Genomic DNA, 18,687 nt, shown 5'->3' with positions numbered 1-18,687 from the left:
ACCAAGCCCGGCCCTTCAAATGGACCAAGACCGCCGACCAGATCCTCGACCGCATCTGCCGCTACTGCGACAGGATCTCCAAACCAGGTCACTAGCTGGACTGCGACGGCGGGGAAGCGGCCGGGGAGACGCGGTTGCGGTCCGCCGGGCGGCCGTGGTTCAGATACCGCTCGGCGGCGTGCACGGCCTCGCGTGCGGTGCGTTCTCCCATGAGCACGCAGAGCGTGTAGGCGCAGTCCTCGAAGCGTCTGCGCAGGGCAGGCTCGTGGGGCTGTGCCAGGACCGCGCGTTCGTGCGCCCGATAATGCGAGAGCAGCCGCGCGAGAGTCGCTTTGTCGGGCAGCAGCATCATGTCCTCCTGAGCGTGGGACGGGCCCAGCCCACCCATCCTGACCGGGTCGGAGGACCTGCGCGAGCCGTAGGACTGCGCTCCGTGACGACCCAGCGGAACGGGGCCCGGCGGAGTGGCTCCGCCGGGCCCCGCAGTGCTGGGGAGACCGGTTACTTCTTGAAGGCGTCCTTGGCCTTCTCCTTGGCCTGCCGCAGGTCGCCCTTCGACTTCTCGGCGTGGCCTTCGGCCGCCTTGCTCTCATTGCCCACCGCGCGGGCCACGGTCTCCTTGGCCTTTCCCTTGGCCTGCTCGGCCTTTGCCTTGGCCTTCTCGTTCTTTGCGGTCACGGTACTCACACCCTGATCTTTCCGAATTCGGTGGTCACGTCCGAGTCTGACCGTTCAGCGGATTCTCAAACGTCTGCTCAGCCCGTCGAGAATTCTTTCGGTGCTGCATTCACCATCGGTACCAGCGGCTTCGCCGTCCACCACCGCCGGCCGGGCGCGCGACGAAACCCACGAGCCACAGGACCAGGACGACAAGGGCGACCCACCACAGAACCTGGAGCGCGAATCCGGCGCCGAAGAGAAGCAGCGCGAGCAGCAGAACGACTAGCAGGGGAACCATGCTATGCACCTCCACAAAAACGAGTTCCCCTGTCGGGCCGTGTCATGCGCGGCCAATTCCGGACAGGCCCCGGATGGATTCCGGGCAGGCAGGATTCATCCATCGAGAATCGTGGTGGGGGAGATCCGCTTACGGTGTACGGCTCCCGGGCGTGCGGTCCCCGCGCGTGCGGTCGGCGGACGTACGGCCCCCGGCCGCCGCCGCGTCCGTCACGTCCAGGAACACCTGGTCGGCGTCGGGCCAGATGTTGGCCACCGAGGCCTTGATGCGCTCGCAGACCAGCTCGATGCCCTCGCTCTCCATCCCCGGCGCCAGGTCGATACGGGCCGCGACCAGCGCGGAGTCGGTGCCGAGCCGCATGGTCAGCAGCGCCTCCACGCTGTCGATCTCCGGCTGCGCGTCCAGCAACGCCCGGATGCGGTCGCGCATTTCGGGGTCGACCGCCTCCCCGATGAGCTGGTCGCGGGCCTCCTTGCCGAGCCGGTACGCCACGTAGACGAGGAGCACGCCGATGGCCAGCGAGGCCGAGCCCTCCCACACCGGCTGACCGGTCGTCATGTGCAGGGCCATGCCGGCGATCGCGAGGGCGACGCCGAGCACGGCCGTCCCGTCCTCCGCGACCACCGTGCGCAGCGCGGGATCGTTCCCGATGCCGCCCGGCTGCCCGCGCACCTGATGCAGGGCCCGCAGCAGGGACCCGGCCTCGGCGACGAAGGCGACCCCGAGGACGGCGAGCCCGGCGATGTACCCGGAGTGCGACTCGTCCGCGCCCGAGCGCAGCGCCTCGACGCCCTGGAAGACGGAGAAGCAGCCGCCCATGACGAAGATGCCCACGGCCGCGAGCAGGGACCAGAAGAAGCGTTCCTTGCCGTAGCCGAAGGGGTGGCGGCGATCCGGCGGGCGGCGGCTGCGGCGCAGCGCGGCCAGCAGGAAGACCTCGTTGAAGCTGTCCGCGACGGAGTGGGCCGCTTCGGAGAGCAGCGCCGGTGAACCGGCGATGACGCCGCCGGCCGCCTTCGCCACGGCGATGAGCAGATTCGCGCCCAGCGCCACGAACACGGTGAGACGCGTACCCGAGTCCTTGCCGCCGCCCGCTTCCGGTGTCCTGGCGCCGCCGTCCGTCTCCGGCGCCCTGATGTCCTCCGAGTTCCCGCTCACTGTCCGCGCTCCTCGCCGGGGTCGGCGCCGGAGGGCTCCACGGGCAGCAGCGGGCCGAGCGGTCCGAGGTCGATGTTGAGGTCCTCCGGCCGCAGCCCGAACTTCGAGCGCAGCTCGCCCATCCGGTCCTCCAGGAGCATCAACGTGAGCCCGATCCGCTCCTCCTGCTCGCCCGTGAGCTCGCCGGTCTCGACGCGGCGCAGTGCCTGACGTTCCATCAGCTGCCGGAGGAGCTCCACCACGGTCAGGACCAGCCGGGCGAGATCGCGCTCCACCGTGTCCGCGTCGAGCTCCACGCGCCGTCGCCCGCTCATGCGCCCTCCCTCGGGCCAACGCTCTCGTACGTGTCGTCGTACGCGCTCTCGAACGGCGAGGGGACCCTCGCGCTCACCGAGCTGACCAGCGCGTTGAGGTCGATCCGGACCAGGTCCACGTCCGCGATGCGCAGGGTGAGGTCGCCGGCGAGGACCACGCCTCCGGCGAGGAGCCGGTCGAGCAGATCGACGAGGGCGACCTGGCGCTCGCTGTGCGGGCGGTACGCGCCGTCAGCGGATGGCGTCGGGCTCACCGGCTCCTCCTCCGTCCGCCTCTTCGTCCGCGCCTCCTCCGTCCGCGTCCGCCGCGCCCGCGAAGGAGTACGGTGCCCAGGGCCCGGTCACCTCCACGCGCACCCCCGCCGCCCGCGACCGGTGCCGCTCGACGAGCGCGACGAACTCCGCGCCGCGCTCACGCGGCACCAGATAGGCGGCGTTGAGCACGTTCTCACCGGGCTGCTGGGAGATCCGCGCGCTCTGCGGCCGGTGCAGCCGCTGCGCCTCGGCGTGCCCGGACAGCTCCTGGTGCAGGGTGCGGGAGAGGGCGCCGGCCTGACGCCAGGTGTCCTCGCGGGCCTGGCGCTGCCCCAGCCTGCGGCGCAGGTACTCCCGCCCGCTCGCGGGCTTCGCCTGCGGCGCCGGGGCGGGCTCGCCGCTCGCCGCCTCGGCGTACACCTTGACCCCCCATTCGACCCGGCCGTCCAGTCGCTCCAGGGCCGCCTCGAAGCCGGCCCGCCCGGCGTCGAGCAGCCGCTGCACCCCGCTCGTGTCCCGGCATACCGTGGCGAGCCGCAGCGGAATCGCGCAGGTCACCGAGGAGAGCGCGGCCACCACCGCCTGATGGGCGCGGGCGGTGGCGGCGAGCCAGTCGAGGTCCTCCAGATGGGCGCGGAGCGGGCCGGCGTCGAAGTCCCCGGGGGGCACCGGGCTCGCCGCCGCGCACAGACCGCGGTGCGCGATCAGCCGCGGCGGCTCGCCGTCCAGACCGCGTACGTCTTCGGGCAGTTCCCCCTCGAAGGGCCGCACGACCGCGTACACGTACCACAGCGCCTCATTCATCGCGCACCACCTCCGGCTGTGCCTCCCGGGAACCGTCGTGACGACTTTCCAGTTCGGCGACCCTGGCCTGCAATTGTTCGTTCTCCCGGGCGAGTTCACGACGGCGGGCGGCGCCGGAGAGCGCGGGGTCGTCCTCCCACCAGTCGATGCCCATTTCCTTCGCCTTGTCGAGAGAGGCGACGATGAGGCGGAGTTTGATGGTGAGGAGTTCGATGTCGAGGAGATTGATGCGGATGTCCCCGGCGATGACGATTCCCTTGTCGAGGACGCGTTCGAGGATGTCGGCGAGATTCGCGCTGCCGCCGTCCGACGCATACGGATCCGAGAGCCGTCCCGGGGTCGTCATCAGCGCCTCCGTGTACCGGACTTGGCGTACCGTCGCCCGGATTCCTCGGGCTCGGGCTCTTCGGCCGCGTCCTCTTCGAGTTCGTCGTCGTATACGACGCCGTCGGAGTCCTCCTCGGGAATGTCCTCGTCCTCCTCCGGCTCGTCCTCGTACTCGCCCTCCAAGGGCTCCTCGTCCTCATACGCCTCGTCGTAGGTGTCCTGGGACGCCTTCTCGTCGTCCTGGGCGTCGTGATACGCGTCCTCGTCCCCCGTCCTCGCCCCGCGCGTCTCCTCCTCGCGGGCCAGCGCGTCCTCGTGGCTCAGGACGACCTCGCCGTCGCGGATCTCGCCGCGCCAGCCGTCCGGGGCCTCGCCGCGCAGACTGATGTGCCGGGCGAAGTTCTTCAGGTCGAGCCGGGCTCGGCGGCCCTGGGCGCGCCAGATGTTGCCGGTCCGCTCGACGAGCCCCTTGGGGTGGTACTCGATGACCAGCAGCACCCGGGTGAGGGAGTCGCCCAGCGGGTGGAAGGTCACCACGCCCCTGGTGGTGCCCTTGGCGCCCTCCGAGGTCCACGCGATGCGCGCGTCGGGGATCTGCTCGGTGGTGCGCGCCTTCCAGCTGCGGCTCGACCAGAAGACCTTCAGCTTCCAGTCGGAGCTCGTGTCGTCGGCGCTGTCCGCGCTGCGCACGCCCTTGGTGAAGCGGGAGAACTCCCCGTACTGGGTCCACTGGTCGTACGCGTCGCGCACCGGCACGCCGACGTCCACCGACTCCATGATGACGGTGGGCTTGCGGCCGCCGCCCTTGCCCCGCTTGCCGCCCAGGTTCTTGACGGCCCCGCTCACGTTGTCCTTGAGGTGGCCGGCGCCCAGCTCCAGGGCGGCACGCACCGGCCCCTTGCCCTCGGTGAGCTTGCGGCCGCCCTTGAGCGCCAGCGCGGAGAACCCGGGGCTGCGCCCCTCGGCGATGTCGTTCAACTTCACCGTGGATTCACCGAGTTTGCGGCCGAGGCCGGCCAGCGCACGCTCCAGCTGGGCGAGCGCCAGAGCCTGGAGCTCGGACTTGAGGCGGTCCGTGACCGCACTGTCGACCAGACCGGTCGCCTGTTTCGCCTCAGTCACGGGACCGGCCTCCCTTCGCCTCCGCGCGCTCCGAGGAGCGGGCCTTCGTGCCCTGCACCCGGCGCGTCGCGCTCTTCTTCGCGGCGCCCGCCCGGCGCGCCGGCTCGGTCTTCTTCGCCGACTCCGCCTTCTTGGCGGGCGCCGACCGCTTCGCCCGGGAGGCCGTCTTGCGGGCGGGGGCGGTGGCCTTCTCGGCCGCCTCGTCCCCGCTCTTGGCGTCCGGTGCTACTCCGGCGATGCGGTCCTGCACATCGAGGGTGCGGTCGTGCAGCCGGTCCGCGATCCCTTCGAGCTGCCGGTTGACCAGGGCCCCGGTCGCCGCCTTGCCGACCCCGCGCAGGTCCTGGCGCAGCTGGTCGCCGATCTCCTTGAACTGGGGGTTGTGCTCCAGCTGCCCGGCGGCGAACTCCGCGAGCGCCCCGGGGCTGAGCTTGAGCCGCTTGCCGAGCACCATGGTGCCGATGCCGAACGCGAGCTTGGCCTTCTTGGTGCGACCGAGCACATAGCCCGCGCCTACCGCGAGCCCTATTGCCAGCCGGTTGTTCATCGTGACGGATTCCTGTTCTCCAGCCGGTCGAGGAGCTCGTCCTCGCGGCGGTCGAACTCGGCCTCGTCGATCTCGCCCGCCATCAACCGCTCTTCCAGCAGGGCGAGTTCGTTACGTATGGCCGAGGGGTCGTAGTACTGCTGCTCCGCCTGCGCCACCACTTGCTCCAGCACCCAGAAGGTGCCGCGCACGGGCGCCGCGGGCAGCAGCAGCAGTTCTTTGAGCAGGCCCACGCGGAGCCTCCCGTCGGGTCGGGCGCGCCGGGTCGGGCGCGTCAGTCCGTGAAGCTGTACGGCGGCAGCGGGCCGTGCACCTGGACGATGAGGTGCGGTGCCTCCTTGCGCAGTGTCTCCACGGACGCCACGAACTCGTCGGCACGCTCACGCGCGACCAGGTACGAGAGGTTGGCGAGCCAGCCGGTGGACTGCGGCCCGGGCCGCTCGTCCTCGGCGGCGCGCTCCATGGCCCGCTGGATCAGCACCGCGTCCCGCGCCTCGCGTTGCTGGACCGCGGCGGCGATCCGCTCGCCGAGGTGCAGCTTCTGCTCGTAGGTGCCGCCGCCGGCCTTGCGGTTGGCCTCGCTCATGGCCCGCAACTCGGGGCTGTCGGCGAGCACTTGGTGCAGCACGGCCTCCTCGTCGTGGGCGGCCTTGATGTTGTACTCGACCTTGCCTTCGAGGGCTTCGAGGCGCTCCAGGTACCGCTCGCCGTGTTCGGCGAGCGCGGCCCGTACGGCGTCGTCGTCGGGCGAGACCCCGCCGAACCGCATCGGCAGCACCGCGCCGCCCGCGCCCGCCTCGGCCAGCACGCTCTGATGGGCCATCAGATCGCGCCGCTTGGGCCGCAGGTCCTCGGGCGCGTCACTGACCAGCGCCACCAGGTCGCCCTGGGCGACGGTCCGCACCGGGCGCGGCGGATCCCCGACGCCGCCCATCTTCTCGGGCAGGTGCGCGTGGGTGCGGTGCGCGATCCCGTAGACGTACGTGGTCATTCCTGCTCCTCCTTGCGGCGCGTGGCGGTGCGCCGGGCGCGCGGGCGCTTCTCGGGCTCGGGTTCGGCTTCCTCACGCGCCTGCTGGAAGGCGTCGGAGATGGTCTGGGCGGCGCCGGAGAGCGCGCCCTTGGACTTGCCGCGCGCACCGGACTCGGTGATCTCCCCGACCAGGTCGGGCAGGCCCGGGCTCTTGCGCGGGCCCGCCTCCAGGTCGAGCCGGTTGCACGCCTCGGCGAAGCGCAGATAGGTGTCGACGCTGGCGACGACCACGCGTACGTCGATCTTGAGTATCTCGATGCCGACGAGGGAGACGCGCACGAACGCGTCGATCACGAGCCCTCGGTCGAGCACCAGCTCCAGAACGTCGTAGAGACCACTGGTCCCGCCGCTGCCGCCTTGTTGTGCCGGGACAACCGTCATGGTGTCCAGCCCTCCTTTCTATGAAGGCGTCTGTGAAGTCGTGAGTCGTGAGTCGTGAAGTGGTGAGTCGTGAAGTCGTGGGTGACGTCGTGTCTCAGGGGTTGCGGTCGGCCCGCCCCCGCTCGTACCGGCGCAGCCGCCGGTAGCCGGTGAGCTCGCCCTGCTGGTCGAGGTCCACCTCGTACGAAGCCAGGAGGCTCATGGTGTCCGGGACCCGGGCGAGTTCCAGGACCTCGATGCACAGCGCCCAGCCGTCCTCCGAGCGTTCGAAGGAGGAGACCGACTCCGTCGTCATGCCGGTGAGTGCGGTGAACTGGGCGTGTGCGCCGCGCAGCACGTCCATCGCGGCGGGCAGCTCCTTCTCCCCGGGCTCGCGCTTGTTGTCGGACTGGTTCTCTGATGTGTTCGCCATGTCACCTCGCGTCTGAGGTCTTCCGGGTAGCCCCGTGCGGACGGGGCAAACCCGCCGATCAGCTCGTGACGACCCGCTCGTACAGCACGCGGACCGTCGCCGTGATGGACGCCGCGTCGATTCCGGCGTCGGCCAACTGCTCCTCGGGGGTCGCGGAGCCGGGCATGTTCTCGACGGCCAGCCTGACCAGCCGAGGCATCGGACGGCCGTCGGCGAAGCACTCCGCGACCGCGTCGCCGATGCCGCCCTGGGACCGGTGGTCCTCGACGGTGACCAGACACCCCGTCAGCGCGGCGGCCTCCTGGAGCACCCGCTCGTCGACCGGCTTGACCGAGTACAGGTCGATCACCCGCACCGGGATGCCGCCCTCCTCCAGCGCGTCCGCCGCGACCAGCGCCTCGGGCACGGTGACACCCGCCGCCACCAGGGTCACCTTGTCCTGCGGCGAGGACCGCAGCACCTTGGCTCCGCCGACCGGGAACTCCTCGTCGGGGCCGTAGATGACCGGGGTGTCGCCCCGGGTGGTGCGCAGATAGCGGATGCCCTCGCCGTCCGCCGTCGCCGCGACGAGCTTCGCCGTCTGGTTGGCGTCGCAGGGGTAGAGCACCGTACTGCCGTGCACCGCCCGGAACATCGCCAGATCCTCCAGACCCATCTGCGACGGCCCGTCCTGCCCGATGGCGACCCCTGCGTGCGAACCCGCCACGGTGAGCGAGGCGCGGCTGATCGCGGCCATCCGTAGGAAGTCGTGGGCGCGGGTCAGGAACGCGGCGAACGTGGCGGCGTACGGCGTCCAGCCCCGGGCCGCGAGGCCCACGGCGGCCGCCAGCATCTGCTGCTCGGCGATGTAGCACTCGAAGTACCGCTCGGGGTGCTCCTTGGCGAACAGCTCGGCCTTCGTCGAGTCGCCCACCTCCCCGTCGAGCACCACCACATCGCCGCGCGCCGTGCCGAGGGCGGCCAGTGCCTGCCCGTACGCCGTGCGGGTCGCCACCTTGTCGCCCAGCTCGTAGCGGGGCAGCGAGAGACGGCCGGACGACGCGGGCCGGGGCGGGCCGGCGGCGGGCGGCGCGGTGACGTCGACCCGGATGAAGCGGGGGCCGCCGAGCTCGGCGACGGCGGCCTCGGCGTCCGGCAGCGGCTTGCCGTGCATGCCCTCGCGGTCCTCGACGGAGGCGACGCCCTTGCCCTTGACCGTGCCCGCGAGGATCGCGGTGGGCCGGCGCGGGGTGGCCGCCGCCTCCTGGTACGCCGCGTCGATCGCCTCGGCGTCATGGCCGTCGACCTCGATGGTGTGCCAGTCGAAGGCGCGGAACCTGCGCGCGTACGCGCCGAGGTCGCGCTGGTGGCGGGTCGGACCGCGCTGGCCCAGCCGGTTGACGTCGACGATCAGCGTCAGGTTGTCCAGGTGCTGGTCCCCGGCGTGCTCGGCCGCCTCCCAGACCGAGCCCTCCGCCAGCTCGCTGTCACCGCACAGCACCCAGACGCGGTACGGGAGGCGGTCCAGGTGCTTGCCCGCCAGGGCCATGCCCACCCCCACCGGCAGCCCCTGGCCGAGCGAGCCGGTGGCCACGTCCACCCACGGCAGCCGTGGGGTGGGGTGCCCCTCCAGCCGGCTGCCCTGCCGCCGGAAGGTGAGCAGCTCCTCGTCGTCGACCACCCCGGCCGCGCGGTACATCGCGTACAGCAGCGGGGAGGCGTGGCCCTTGGAGAGGATCAGCCGGTCGTTGGCGGGGTGCTCGGGCCGTTCGAAGTCGTACCGCAGATGGCCGGCCAGGAGCACGGCGGCCAGGTCGGCGGCGGACATCGACGAGCTGGGGTGGCCGGAACCGGCGGCATCGGCCGCACGGACCGAGTCGACCCTCAACTGCTGTCCCAGCTCGGCGAGTTCGATGCGGTCGGCGGTCTGGTCGCTCTTCATGGTCAGTCCTTTCGGGTCGTGGGTGCGGGGCCGCCGGGGACGCGGGCCTGCTCCGGCGTCGCCGTGTCCAGCGGCACCGACCAGGACCGCACGAGGCCCAGCTGGACGCCCTGGCGGGGGAGTACGGCGTCGAGCAGCCAGTCGGCCGCCACGCGCACCCGGTTGCCGGGCATCGCGGCGAGGTGGTACCCGCGGGTGACGGCGCCGGCGAGGATGCCCGAAAGCGGCACGCCGAGCGGGTTGGCCGCGGCCTGCACGCCGCCGAGGTCCACGGCGAACCCCAAGTCGTGGTGTTTGTAGGGTTGTTGGGTGCCATGGCCGAGCGAGGCGGCCACGTTGAGCGCGGCCCTCTTCCCCTGCCGGGCGGCGTGCTGCGCGGTCATCGGCGTGAACTCGCCGGGCCGGGTCAGGTCGGGCACGGCCGCCGCGTCGCCGCAGGCGAACACCTCGGGGCGGCCCGGCACGTTCAGCTGCGGCTCCACCAGCAGCCGTCCGCGCTCCACGGACAGACCGAGCTCCGAGACCAGGGGGTCGGGCCGCACGCCCACGCACCAGATCAGGGTGCGGGTCGGCACGAACTCGCCGTCGTCCAGGCGCACCCCGTCCTCGGTCGCCTCCTTCACCGAGGTGCCGGTGCGTACGTCCACACCCCGGCGGCGCAGCACCCGGTCGGCCGTGGTGGACAGCCTGCGGTCGAGTTCGGGCAGCAGCCGGTCGGCGATGTCGAGCAGGATCCACCGCGCCGGTTCGCGCCGGTCCAGGGCGTCGGTGAACATCTTTCCGTGCGCGGCCACCTCGGTGCCGGTGTAACCGCCGCCGACCACCACGAAGGTGCGCCGCGCGGCCCGCTCGTCCGGGGTGTCGGTGCCCTGAGCGGCCAGCTCCATCTGCCGGGTGACGTGATCGCGCAGGTACAGCGCCTCGGGCATCCCGCGGAAGCCGTGTGCGTGCTCGGTGACCCCGGGCACCGGAAGCAGCTTGTTGACGCTGCCCACGGCGAGCACCAGCCGGTCGTACGCCAGCTCACCCGGTACCCCCTCCGGCCCCGTGTAGTGCACCGTCGCGGCGTCCAGATCGACCCGCCCGGCCTCGCCGAGGACGAGCCGCACCCCGGGCAACGTCCCGGTGAGCGAGACGGTGACCCGGCGCGGCTCCAGGATCCCGGCGGAGACCTGGGGCAGCAGCGGGAGGTAGAGGAAGTAGTCCGTGGGGTTGAGCAGGGTGATCCGGGCGCGGCCGCGCATCCGGCGGGAGAGGGTGCGGGCGGCCTGGTACCCGGCGAACCCGGCTCCTACGACGACGATGCGGGGACGGTCCGGAGTATGGGTGGTCACGTTCGGCTCCCGGTGGCTGGGGGCAGGCGGACAGGGTTCCCGCGTGCCCTGGGCGCGCGGGGGTCAAACACCGGGAGGGGCGCGCGGGGGGGCCGGGAAGGGGCGTTTTCGTGAAGTGCGGACGGCCGCGTCGGGCGACGGCGACCCGGCCCTCCGGGCGCGATCACGCGCGCTCCCGGCCGGGTTCCGGTGCGCGGGAACCCCCGGCCCGGATCTTCCGTCTGCCGGGGTACGGATGTCGGTTCGCGGGTCGGAGGGTGCGGTGGAACGGGGGAGCGGGGCGGCCCGTCGTACCGTACTGACGGGCCTGGCGCTCGGCGTCCCGTTCGCGCTCGGCGGGTGCGGCACCGGGGGTGCGCGCCGCGCCGGCGTCGCGCCGCCACCCTCCGCGTCGGCCCCTGACTCCGGGGCCGACACCACCGTCCTGATCATTCGGCACGGTGAGAAGCCCGCCGGGAGCGAGCGGGGCAGGGACGAGAGCGGGAAGCGGGACAAGAAGTCGCTGACCGAACGCGGCTGGCAGCGGGCGAAGGCCCTGCCCGGGCTGTTCGTCGCGGCACCCGGGCGACCTGCCCCGGCGCTGCCCCGGCCCGCCACCCTCTTCGCCGCGGCGGACACGGGGCCGCACGCCGGTGCGCACCGGATGCGGCAGACCGTCGCGCCCCTGGCCCAGGCGCTGCACGCGCGCGTGGACGCATCCATCGCGGAGGGTCAGGAGCGCGCGCTGGCCGCCGCCGCGCTGGCGGCCCCCGGCCCCGTCCTGGTCTGCTGGGAGCACTCCAGGATCCCGGACATCGTCCGGGCGCTGGGCGCCGCGCGGGCCCCCGGGGTTCCGGCGGTGTGGCCCGAACGCTTCGACCTCGTCTGGGTGTTCACCCGGCGCGCCGGCACGCGGTCGTTCCGCGCGGTGGCGCAGCACCTGCTGGACGGCGACGCCTGACCCGACCCGACCCGACCCGACCCGACCCGACCCGTCCGGGGCGGAGCCACGAGCCGGCCGGGCGCACCTGTTGTGAAGATCCTGGAAGACCCGAGGACTCCGGCGCCCAGGGCATCCCCACCGTGACGGCAAGCCGTTCGAGCCGGAGGACGCCCTCTACGACGCGGACGCCCTCACGGCGGCGCTCAAGCACTACGGCATCGGCTGAGCCGTTCAGAACGCGGAGTTGGCGAACCAGCGGTCGAGCAGCTCCGCGTCCCCGCCGGTCTCGACCGAACCGGCAGAGCGGTCGAGGCGGCCGTAGACGAGCAGCAGGAGGTCGGCGGCGGTGCCCCGGACGGTGGCGTCGGCGGCCGCCCCGTCCGTGTCCGGGACGAGGCCGAATCCGTCGGCGCGCAGCCGGACGAGCCAGTCGCCGTCCGTGTCCGTGCACGCGAACCGGATGTGCTGGACGGATCCGGCGCCGCGCAACTCGGCGACCTTGGGCGCGAAGAACGCGGCGAAGGGGAGGTTGACGAGGAACTCGTCGACGCCGTCCCGGGCGAGCGCGCGGTCGATCTCGGAGGGCAGCCCGAGCGTCCGCTCCGCGTCGACGCGGTGCACCAGGGTCTCGAACAGCATCCGGCGCACCCAGAAGCGGGCATGTCCGTCCGCGCCCCACACCCACATCGGCGCGTCGAGGTCGGTGTCCGCGAACGCCTCCGCCGCCTCGGCCGCGCCCGCGGCGAGCCAGTCGGCGTAGCCGTCCTCCCGCTCCGGCAGCCGCAGGTCCACGTCGCGGCTCTTGGGCCGCTCCTGGACGCGACCGCGCAGCAACGCCGTGAACATGCGCTGCGCGCCGCCGGTGTGTCTGACCAGATCGACGAGGGTCCAGCCCGGGCAGGTGGGCACGGCGAGCGTCAGGTCGGCGCCCTTGAGCAGTGCGGCGAACCGGGCGCTCTCGGCGGCGACGGCCGTGCGGTGGTCGAGCGGTTCGGCAGTGTTCATGGTGTCGCGCCTCCTGGCATACCGGGTCTTCCTCACCGGCAGCGTGTCACAGCCGCCCCGGCCGCGAGCAGGCGGGCATCGCGGCGCCGCACGGGCCGTTACCTCACCGCGGCGCTCGCCAGCACCGCGTCCACCTCGTCGGCCTCACGGCCGGCGCCGCCGGTCGGCTCCGGCGACTCCGTGACGCCGAGCAGGAAGGCCGAGCGGTCACCGCCGCGCGTGACGAGGGTCAGACGCATCCGGCCCGCCCTGCCGGTGTCGTCCCGCACGCTCAGCGCCACGGTGTACGCGGGCCGGCCGCTCACCGTCGTGGCCCGGGACTCCTCGACCGTCGACGTGCCGTCCGGGTAGAAGAACTCCGCGTTGGACCGGGCCGCCGTCTCCGTCCGCTGCTTCAGCGCGGACTCGTCGATGCCCCGGCCCCGCCCGGCGAGCACGGCGGCGCCGCCGTGACCGTCGGGCCCCTTCGTGGTGATCGAGGAGGTGAAGGCCTGGATCAGATCCTTGCCGTCGTTGCGCTTCCAGCCCTCGGGTACGGCGTACGAGAGCCCAGCCGCCTCGTCCGTCACGCGCGGCCGCCCCGCCAGCGGGGAGCCGTCCTCGTCCCGGGTCAGCCACCACACCGCCGCCCCGGCGACGAGCACCAGGACCAGCGCGCCGACGACGCCGACGATCCAGGCGCGGCGGGCCCGCGGCGGCCCCGGCTGGGCCGGAGGCGTCGGCGGGAAGGGCGGCGGGCTGACGGAGAGCGGTGTGGTCATGGCCCCAGTTTCCGGTTTCAGGACGGGCGCGGACCTGAGTGGTCGTACTCAGTTCGGTACCCATGAGTACTCACCCGCTACTCAGATCACTCTCCTCCCTGGGGGCACACCAGGGCCATCCTGTCCGTTTCGGCCCACCGGGCCCAGGGGAAGTAACCTCGCCATGACCACACTTGGCGCTGTCTTCCGCCCGCAGAACGCTCCCGAACGCCTCCGCTCCGTCGCCCTCGCCGCCGACTCGGCCGGCCTCGAAGAGCTCTGGCTCTGGGAGGACTGTTTCCTGGAGAGCGGCATAGCCAGTGCGGCGGCGGCGCTGGCGTGGACCGAGCGGCTGCATGTGGGCGTCGGACTGCTGCCGGTGCCGCTGCGCAATGTGGCGCTGACGGCGATGGAGAGCGCGACGCTGCACCGGCTCTTCCCCGGCCGCGTCACCCTGGCCGTGGGGCATGGCGTGCAGGACTGGATGGAGCAGGTCGGGGCGCGGGCCGAGTCGCCGCTGACCCTGCTGCGGGAGCATCTCGGCGCGCTGCGCGGCCTGTTGGGCGGGGAGAGGGTGACCGTCGCCGGACGCTATGTGCGGCTCGACGCGGTCGCGCTGGACTACCCGCCGCACGGGCCCGCACCGGTGCTGTCCGGCGCGACAGGACCGCGCACCCTGCGGCTGTCCGGCGAGGCGTCCGACGGCAGCGTCCTGGTGGCGGGCACCGGCCCGGACGGGGTGCGCCGGGCCCGTACGCTCGTCGACGAAGGCCGGGCCGCCGCCGCCCGCACCGACCACCACCCCGTGGTCGTCTATCTGCTCGCCGCCACCGGACCGGATGCCGCCGCGCGGGTGGGCGCGGAGCTCGCGGCGAAGAAGCGCGGCGACAGTTTCGGTGTCGCCGGGGACGCCGAAACCGTCGCCGAGGCGGTGCGGCGGCTCGCCGAGGCGGGCGCGGACAGCGTGATCCTGGAACCCACCGCCGACGAGCCGGACATCGAGGCGTTCGTCCGGTTCACCGCCGAGGAGGTCCGCCCGCTGGTCCCCTGACGGCCCGTCCGTCGTTCAGCCGACGGCCGACCGCGCGAGGGTGAACCCGGAGCCCTCGCGCCGGACCTCGGCCACACCCGCCCCGCTGAAGTGTGCCGGGATAACCAACTCCCGCTCGACGGCGGCCCGTTCGAGGATCCGGCGGCGGCTGGCGGCCGCCTGTTCCGCGTCGAGGCAGAAGCTGCTGTTGCAGGACGGGTCGAGGATCTGCACCGGGCTGTGCAGCAGGTCGCCCACGAAGACGGCCCGGTCGGTCCCGGACGCGAGCCGCAGGACGGACGAGCCGGGGGTGTGGCCGGGGGCGGACTCCAGGGTGAGGTGTTCGTCGATGCGGTACGAGCCGTCCCACAGCACGGACTGCCCGGCCCGGTGGACCGGCGCCACACTGTCCTCGTAGAGCAGCCGGTCGTCCTGCCGGACGCCGTTCGCGTACGCGTTGTCCGGTCCGTAGTGGAAGTCGTCGGCGGCCGGGAGGAGATACCGGGCGTTGGGGAACGTGGGCACCCACTCCCCGTCGGCATCCCGGGTGTTCCAGCCGACGTGGTCGCTGTGGATGTGCGTGTTGACGACGACGTCGACGTCCTCGGGACGCACACCGGCCCGCGCCAGGGCGCCGAGGAAGTCGCCCTGCCAGTGGTGGAAGCGCGGTGAGTCGGGCCGCTCGCGCCCGTTGCCCACCCCGGTGTCCACCAGAACGGTCCGTCCGCCGCTGCGCAGCACCCACGTCTGGAGCGCGAGCACCGCCGTGTCGCTCTCCGGCTCCCAGTGGTCGGGCGCCAGCCACTCCTCGTTCTCGCGCCACACCTCGGCCCCGACCGCCGGGACGAGGTCGCGGGCCGGCACGAACGGCCCCTGCCACTCGACGACCCGGGTGACCTCGACGTCTCCCAGCGTGATGCTCTGTTCGCTCTTCATGTCCATGTCCTCGACCCTAGGGCGGGGGAAGTGAGCTTCTCAATGCCCGTTCGGCTCATTCGGATACGTGTACGTCTCACTGTCAGGCGTCAGCGGTAGGCTGCCGGGGTGGACGTGGTGAGCGATGCGATCTCCGCCGTACGGGTCGGACGGCCCTCCTCCAACCGGGTGCGGGCGAGCGGCAGCTGGTGCACCCGCCTCGCCCCGTACGACGGAGCCGGTTTCCACATCGTCCTTGAGGGCTCGTGCTGGCTGCTGCCCGACGGCGGCGCCCCGGTCGTGCTCGGCGTCGGCGACGCGGTGCTGCTCCCGCACGGCGCGGGCCATGTGCTCGCGGACTCCGCCGCCGACGCGGAGACCGTGGCGCGGGCGGCGTCCTTCGACGACTGGTCCGCGGGCGGGTATCCGTCCTCGGCGCCCACGCCCACGCCCACGCCCGCCTCCGCCGACGAGCCGCGACTCCACGTGCTCTGCGGGAAGTACCGGCTCGACCACAGCCGCGTCCACCCGCTCATGGCGGAGCTGCCCCAGGTCGTCCACCTGCCGCACCGCGTGGGCCGTCACCCCGAACTCCGCGCCGCCATCGACCTGTTGGGCGGCGAGCTCGGCGGCCCCCGCCCCGGCGCGGGCATCGCGGTCCCCAGCCTGCTCGACCTCCTGCTCGTCTATATGATCCGGGCCTGGATGAGCGAGAGCACGGCCGGGGCGTGGTCGGCCGCGCTCGGTGACCCCGTGGTGGCGAGCGCCCTGCGCGCGCTGCACGCGGACCCGGCCGCGCCGTGGAGCAACGACCGGCTCGCCACCGAGGCCGGTGTCTCCCGGCCCACCCTGGCCCGCCGGTTCACCGCGCTGGTGGGCCGCCCGCCGATGGCGTACCTCACCTGGTGGCGGCTGACCCGCGCCGCGACCCTGCTCCGCGACACGACCGACCCCCTGGCCGCCATCGCCGCCCGGGTCGGCTACGGCACCCCGTACGCCCTCTCGCACGCCTTCAGCCGGGAGTTCGGCACCACACCCGGCCGCTACCGGGAAGGACATCAAGGAGATCGCGCCCGCGGAGCGGTCTAGCCGGGAGAGCATGGTGGCGTGCCGATACGCAGACGAACACCAGCGCAGCAAGCCCAGGTCGACGACCCACTCCTGGAACAGGCCCTCTCCGACCTCGACTGGTACGCGCGCACGCGTGACCGGGCCCGGCGGTGGCACTGGGCCACCGAGCTCGGCGCGCTGCTCACCGGCGCCGCCACCGTCGTCGCGGCGGGCATCCAGGCACCCGCCGCGGCCACCGCAACGCTGGCCGGACTCACCGTCTTCATCGGCGGTTTCCGGCAGGTGTTCAACCACGCCGAACGGCATGTGCTCGCCGCCGAGGCCTGGTCGAGGCTGCGACTGGCGATCCGGCGGTACCGGCTGATCCCGGAGGAGGAGCGGGACGAGGCGAGCCGCCGACGGCTGCAACAGGAGATCGAGGACGTGGCGACCACCGAGCTCCAGAACTGGGCCGCGGGCCGCCGCGGATTGCAGCCGGGGCCGGTGCAAGGTGGTGGGCTGCCGCGGTGACACCGTGTGATCTGCTTCCATAGGGGCTGGTCACCGGCGTTGTCTGCGAGGAGTTGGCCCTGAACACCTGGGGTGCGGAGGTTGTGTCGGCCGGGCTGCTGCTGGCGGTGCTGGTCTGTGCGGTGGTACGCCCCTGGGGCTGGCCCGAGGCGGTGGTGGCGGTCCCGGCGGCGGGCGTGGTCATCGCCTGCGGGGCGATCTCCCTGGACCACGCGCGAGCCGAGGCGGCACGGCTCGGGCCGGTCATCGGCTTTCTGGCGGCGGTGCTGGTGCTCGCCCAGCTCTGCGACGACGAGGGGCTGTTCCAGGCCTGCGGCGCCTGGATGGCCCGTACGGCCGCAGGCAAACCACGTCGGTTGCTGGCCCAGGTGTTCGTGGTCGCGTCGGCCATCACGGCGGTGCTCAGCCTGGACGCCACGGTGGTGCTGCTCACGCCGGTGGTGTTCGCCACCGCCGCGCGGCTGGGGGTGCGCCCCAAACCGCACGTCTACGCCTGCACCCATCTGTCGAACACGGCGTCGTTGCTGCTGCCCGTCTCCAACCTCACCAACCTGCTCGCGTTCGCGGCCAGCGGGCTGAGCTTCACCCGGTTCGCCGCGCTCATGACGCTGCCGTGGCTGGCGGCCATCGGGGTCGAGTACGTGGTGCTGCGGCGGTTCTTCGCCACCGATCTGGAGGCCGGGGCCCCCGCCCCGTCCGGTGCCGAGCCGCCCGGGCTGCCGCTGTTCGCCCTGCTCACCGTGGCGGGAACGCTGGCCGGGTTCGTCCTCACCTCGGCGGTCGGGATCGACCCGGCCTGGGCCGCGGCGGCCGGCGCCCTCGTGCTGGCGACCCGCGCGCTGGTGCGGCGCCGCACCACGCCCGCCGCCCTCGTCGGGGCCGCGGCGCTGCCGTTCCTCGCCTTCGTGCTCGCCCTGGGCATCGTGGTCCGCGCCGTGGTGGACAACGGGCTCGCCTCCGGCCTCGCCCATCTGGTCCCCGACGGAACCGGCCTGGCCGCTCTGCTCGGTGTGGCCGCGCTGGCCGCCGTACTGGCCAACGTGATCAACAACCTGCCCGCCGTCCTGGTCCTGCTGCCGCTCACCGCGCCGACCGGCCCGGGCGCCGTGCTCGCGGTGCTGCTCGGCGTCAACATCGGGCCCAACCTCACCTATGCCGGGTCACTCGCGACGCTGCTGTGGCGGCGCATCGTGCGCGAGCACGACAGCGACGTCGACCTGCGGGAGTTCACCCGGCTCGGTCTGCTCGTCGTGCCCCTCGCCCTGGCGCTCGCGGTGCTGGCACTGTGGGGGTCGCTGCACGCGTTCGGAGGCTGATGCACCCATGACCGTCGTCGTCTGGATCACCGAAGGTTCCTGGCCGGCCTGTGTCGACGCCGCCCGCGCCCACACGGCGGACGGCGCCGACATCGTGCTCCTCCACGTCACCGGCCACGAGGTCCCGGCCGTCGCCCACGGCGCCTTCGCGGGGCTCCTCGGCCGCGGCCACCCCGAGCGCGACCCCGGCACCCGTCTGGAACACCTGGCGGACGCCTCCGCCCAGGACCTCCTGCGTGCCGCCGCCGAAAGGCTCGGCCGCCCGTGTACGTGCCTGGAACGCGGCGGACGGGCGGAACGGGAGGTGGTGGCCGCCGCCGAGGGCGCCGACCTGCTGGTCTTCGCCCGCGACGGCGACCGCTCCCGGCTGGGACCCAAGAGCCTCGGCCCCGCCTCCCGCTTCGTCCTCGACCACGCCCCCTGCCCGGTCCTCCTGGTCTGGCCCGAGCCGGCCCCGGGGGTCGCCACGCTCCCGCCGGTGCCGCCGGAGAGGAGCTAGTGAGCCGGTCTTGAGTTTCCGCGACACCACGTGAGGTGCGTCCAGCACCAAGCCACTGGCTAGCGGACCGCCGATAACACGATCGGTGACGCAGAATCTCGAAATCGGGACACT

Annotated in this window: 25 protein-coding genes; 6 read left to right on the top strand and 19 right to left on the bottom strand. The window is 72.9% G+C overall.

Annotated features, from left to right (window positions below; genetic code table 11):
* Positions 1-91: 91 nt before the first annotated feature.
* The 16 genes from AB0G17_RS12405 to AB0G17_RS12330 all read right to left on the bottom strand — a co-directional run bounded on the left by AB0G17_RS12405 (position 92) and on the right by AB0G17_RS12330 (position 10,565).
* Positions 92-349 (bottom strand): DUF5133 domain-containing protein, encoded by a 258-nt coding sequence (locus tag AB0G17_RS12405; protein ID WP_361379800.1) that lies wholly within the window; start codon positions 347-349, stop codon positions 92-94.
* Between the two features lie 152 nt (positions 350-501).
* Positions 502-678: a CsbD family protein gene (locus tag AB0G17_RS12400; protein WP_361379797.1), complete on the bottom strand. Its 177-nt coding sequence runs from the start codon at positions 676-678 to the stop codon at positions 502-504.
* A gap of 109 nt (positions 679-787) precedes the next feature.
* The gene (locus AB0G17_RS12395; RefSeq protein ID WP_361379794.1) at positions 788-958 is read right to left on the bottom strand and encodes a hydrophobic protein; all 171 of its coding nucleotides are present in this window, start codon (positions 956-958) and stop codon (positions 788-790) included.
* A gap of 129 nt (positions 959-1,087) precedes the next feature.
* On the bottom strand, positions 1,088-2,095 hold the full coding sequence (locus AB0G17_RS12390) for a cation diffusion facilitator family transporter (RefSeq protein ID WP_361379842.1): 1,008 nt from the start codon (positions 2,093-2,095) through the stop codon (positions 1,088-1,090).
* A gap of 17 nt (positions 2,096-2,112) precedes the next feature.
* Entirely contained in the window at positions 2,113-2,430 is a 318-nt protein-coding gene (locus tag AB0G17_RS12385) for a gas vesicle protein K (RefSeq protein ID WP_361379791.1), read from the bottom strand.
* Entirely contained in the window at positions 2,427-2,684 is a 258-nt protein-coding gene (locus tag AB0G17_RS12380) for a gas vesicle protein (protein ID WP_361379788.1), read from the bottom strand. The genes AB0G17_RS12385 and AB0G17_RS12380 overlap by 4 nt, the downstream gene beginning before the upstream one ends.
* Positions 2,662-3,489, bottom strand: coding sequence for a GvpL/GvpF family gas vesicle protein (locus AB0G17_RS12375; protein WP_361379785.1), 828 nt, complete (start codon positions 3,487-3,489; stop codon positions 2,662-2,664). The genes AB0G17_RS12380 and AB0G17_RS12375 overlap by 23 nt, the downstream gene beginning before the upstream one ends.
* Complete coding sequence (locus AB0G17_RS12370; protein ID WP_361379782.1) at positions 3,482-3,835, bottom strand: gas vesicle protein; 354 nt, start codon at positions 3,833-3,835, stop codon at positions 3,482-3,484. The genes AB0G17_RS12375 and AB0G17_RS12370 overlap by 8 nt, the downstream gene beginning before the upstream one ends.
* Positions 3,835-4,938, bottom strand: a complete 1,104-nt coding sequence (locus AB0G17_RS12365) for an SRPBCC family protein (RefSeq protein WP_361379779.1) — start codon at positions 4,936-4,938, stop codon at positions 3,835-3,837. The genes AB0G17_RS12370 and AB0G17_RS12365 overlap by 1 nt, the downstream gene beginning before the upstream one ends.
* Positions 4,931-5,485 carry a DNA primase gene (locus AB0G17_RS12360; protein ID WP_361379774.1) on the bottom strand — a complete coding sequence of 185 codons (555 nt, stop codon included), beginning with the start codon at positions 5,483-5,485 and terminating at the stop codon, positions 4,931-4,933. The genes AB0G17_RS12365 and AB0G17_RS12360 overlap by 8 nt, the downstream gene beginning before the upstream one ends.
* Positions 5,482-5,718, bottom strand: a complete 237-nt coding sequence (locus AB0G17_RS12355) for a gas vesicle protein GvpG (protein WP_361379771.1) — start codon at positions 5,716-5,718, stop codon at positions 5,482-5,484. Before AB0G17_RS12355 ends, AB0G17_RS12360 begins: the two co-directional genes overlap by 4 nt.
* Positions 5,719-5,759: 41 nt before the next feature.
* Positions 5,760-6,476, bottom strand: a complete 717-nt coding sequence (locus AB0G17_RS12350; RefSeq protein WP_361379768.1) for a GvpL/GvpF family gas vesicle protein — start codon at positions 6,474-6,476, stop codon at positions 5,760-5,762.
* Positions 6,473-6,898, bottom strand: coding sequence for a gas vesicle structural protein GvpA (locus tag AB0G17_RS12345; RefSeq protein WP_361379765.1), 426 nt, complete (start codon positions 6,896-6,898; stop codon positions 6,473-6,475). The genes AB0G17_RS12350 and AB0G17_RS12345 overlap by 4 nt, the downstream gene beginning before the upstream one ends.
* 94 nt (positions 6,899-6,992) lie before the next feature.
* Positions 6,993-7,310 carry a gas vesicle protein gene (locus AB0G17_RS12340; protein WP_361379762.1) on the bottom strand — a complete coding sequence of 106 codons (318 nt, stop codon included), beginning with the start codon at positions 7,308-7,310 and terminating at the stop codon, positions 6,993-6,995.
* Positions 7,311-7,368: 58 nt separating this feature from the next.
* Entirely contained in the window at positions 7,369-9,231 is a 1,863-nt protein-coding gene (locus tag AB0G17_RS12335) for a transketolase (protein ID WP_361379759.1), read from the bottom strand.
* Positions 9,232-9,233: 2 nt separating this feature from the next.
* On the bottom strand, positions 9,234-10,565 hold the full coding sequence (locus AB0G17_RS12330; protein WP_361379756.1) for an NAD(P)/FAD-dependent oxidoreductase: 1,332 nt from the start codon (positions 10,563-10,565) through the stop codon (positions 9,234-9,236).
* Between the two features lie 262 nt (positions 10,566-10,827).
* Between AB0G17_RS12330 and AB0G17_RS12325 the strand changes: the two genes are divergently transcribed.
* The gene (locus AB0G17_RS12325) at positions 10,828-11,505 is read left to right on the top strand and encodes a hypothetical protein (protein ID WP_361379753.1); all 678 of its coding nucleotides are present in this window, start codon (positions 10,828-10,830) and stop codon (positions 11,503-11,505) included.
* A 213-nt stretch (positions 11,506-11,718) separates the two neighbouring features.
* Here AB0G17_RS12325 and AB0G17_RS12320 read toward each other — a convergent pair whose 3' ends face one another.
* Both AB0G17_RS12320 and AB0G17_RS12315 read right to left on the bottom strand, forming a co-directional pair.
* A complete protein-coding gene (locus AB0G17_RS12320) occupies positions 11,719-12,492 on the bottom strand; it encodes a maleylpyruvate isomerase family mycothiol-dependent enzyme (RefSeq protein WP_361379750.1) in 774 nt (257 codons plus the stop codon).
* A 98-nt stretch (positions 12,493-12,590) separates the two neighbouring features.
* Positions 12,591-13,253, bottom strand: coding sequence for a hypothetical protein (locus tag AB0G17_RS12315; RefSeq protein WP_361379747.1), 663 nt, complete (start codon positions 13,251-13,253; stop codon positions 12,591-12,593).
* A 163-nt stretch (positions 13,254-13,416) separates the two neighbouring features.
* Between AB0G17_RS12315 and AB0G17_RS12310 the strand changes: the two genes are divergently transcribed.
* Positions 13,417-14,283, top strand: a complete 867-nt coding sequence (locus tag AB0G17_RS12310; protein WP_361379744.1) for an LLM class flavin-dependent oxidoreductase — start codon at positions 13,417-13,419, stop codon at positions 14,281-14,283.
* A 15-nt stretch (positions 14,284-14,298) separates the two neighbouring features.
* On the opposite strand, the gene AB0G17_RS12305 is transcribed toward AB0G17_RS12310, so the two are convergent.
* A complete protein-coding gene (locus AB0G17_RS12305; RefSeq protein ID WP_361379741.1) occupies positions 14,299-15,204 on the bottom strand; it encodes an MBL fold metallo-hydrolase in 906 nt (301 codons plus the stop codon).
* Positions 15,205-15,306: 102 nt separating this feature from the next.
* On the opposite strand from AB0G17_RS12305, the gene AB0G17_RS12300 reads away from it, so the two are divergent.
* Genes AB0G17_RS12300 through AB0G17_RS12285 form a run of 4 tightly spaced genes read left to right on the top strand, consistent with a single transcriptional unit; the run spans position 15,307 to position 18,573 of the window.
* The gene (locus AB0G17_RS12300) at positions 15,307-16,266 is read left to right on the top strand and encodes an AraC family transcriptional regulator (protein ID WP_361379738.1); all 960 of its coding nucleotides are present in this window, start codon (positions 15,307-15,309) and stop codon (positions 16,264-16,266) included.
* An 18-nt stretch (positions 16,267-16,284) separates the two neighbouring features.
* Complete coding sequence (locus tag AB0G17_RS12295; protein WP_361379735.1) at positions 16,285-16,758, top strand: SLATT domain-containing protein; 474 nt, start codon at positions 16,285-16,287, stop codon at positions 16,756-16,758.
* Positions 16,759-16,817: 59 nt separating this feature from the next.
* Complete coding sequence (locus AB0G17_RS12290; RefSeq protein ID WP_361379839.1) at positions 16,818-18,074, top strand: SLC13 family permease; 1,257 nt, start codon at positions 16,818-16,820, stop codon at positions 18,072-18,074.
* A 7-nt stretch (positions 18,075-18,081) separates the two neighbouring features.
* Complete coding sequence (locus AB0G17_RS12285; RefSeq protein WP_361379732.1) at positions 18,082-18,573, top strand: universal stress protein; 492 nt, start codon at positions 18,082-18,084, stop codon at positions 18,571-18,573.
* Positions 18,574-18,687 lie beyond the last annotated feature (114 nt).

This window comes from Streptomyces sp. NPDC023838, from assembly GCF_040639555.1.
In the GTDB taxonomy this organism is placed as follows: domain Bacteria; phylum Actinomycetota; class Actinomycetes; order Streptomycetales; family Streptomycetaceae; genus Streptomyces.
Note: the sequence above shows the minus strand (reverse complement) of the source record. Positions and strands in the feature narration are given on the sequence as shown.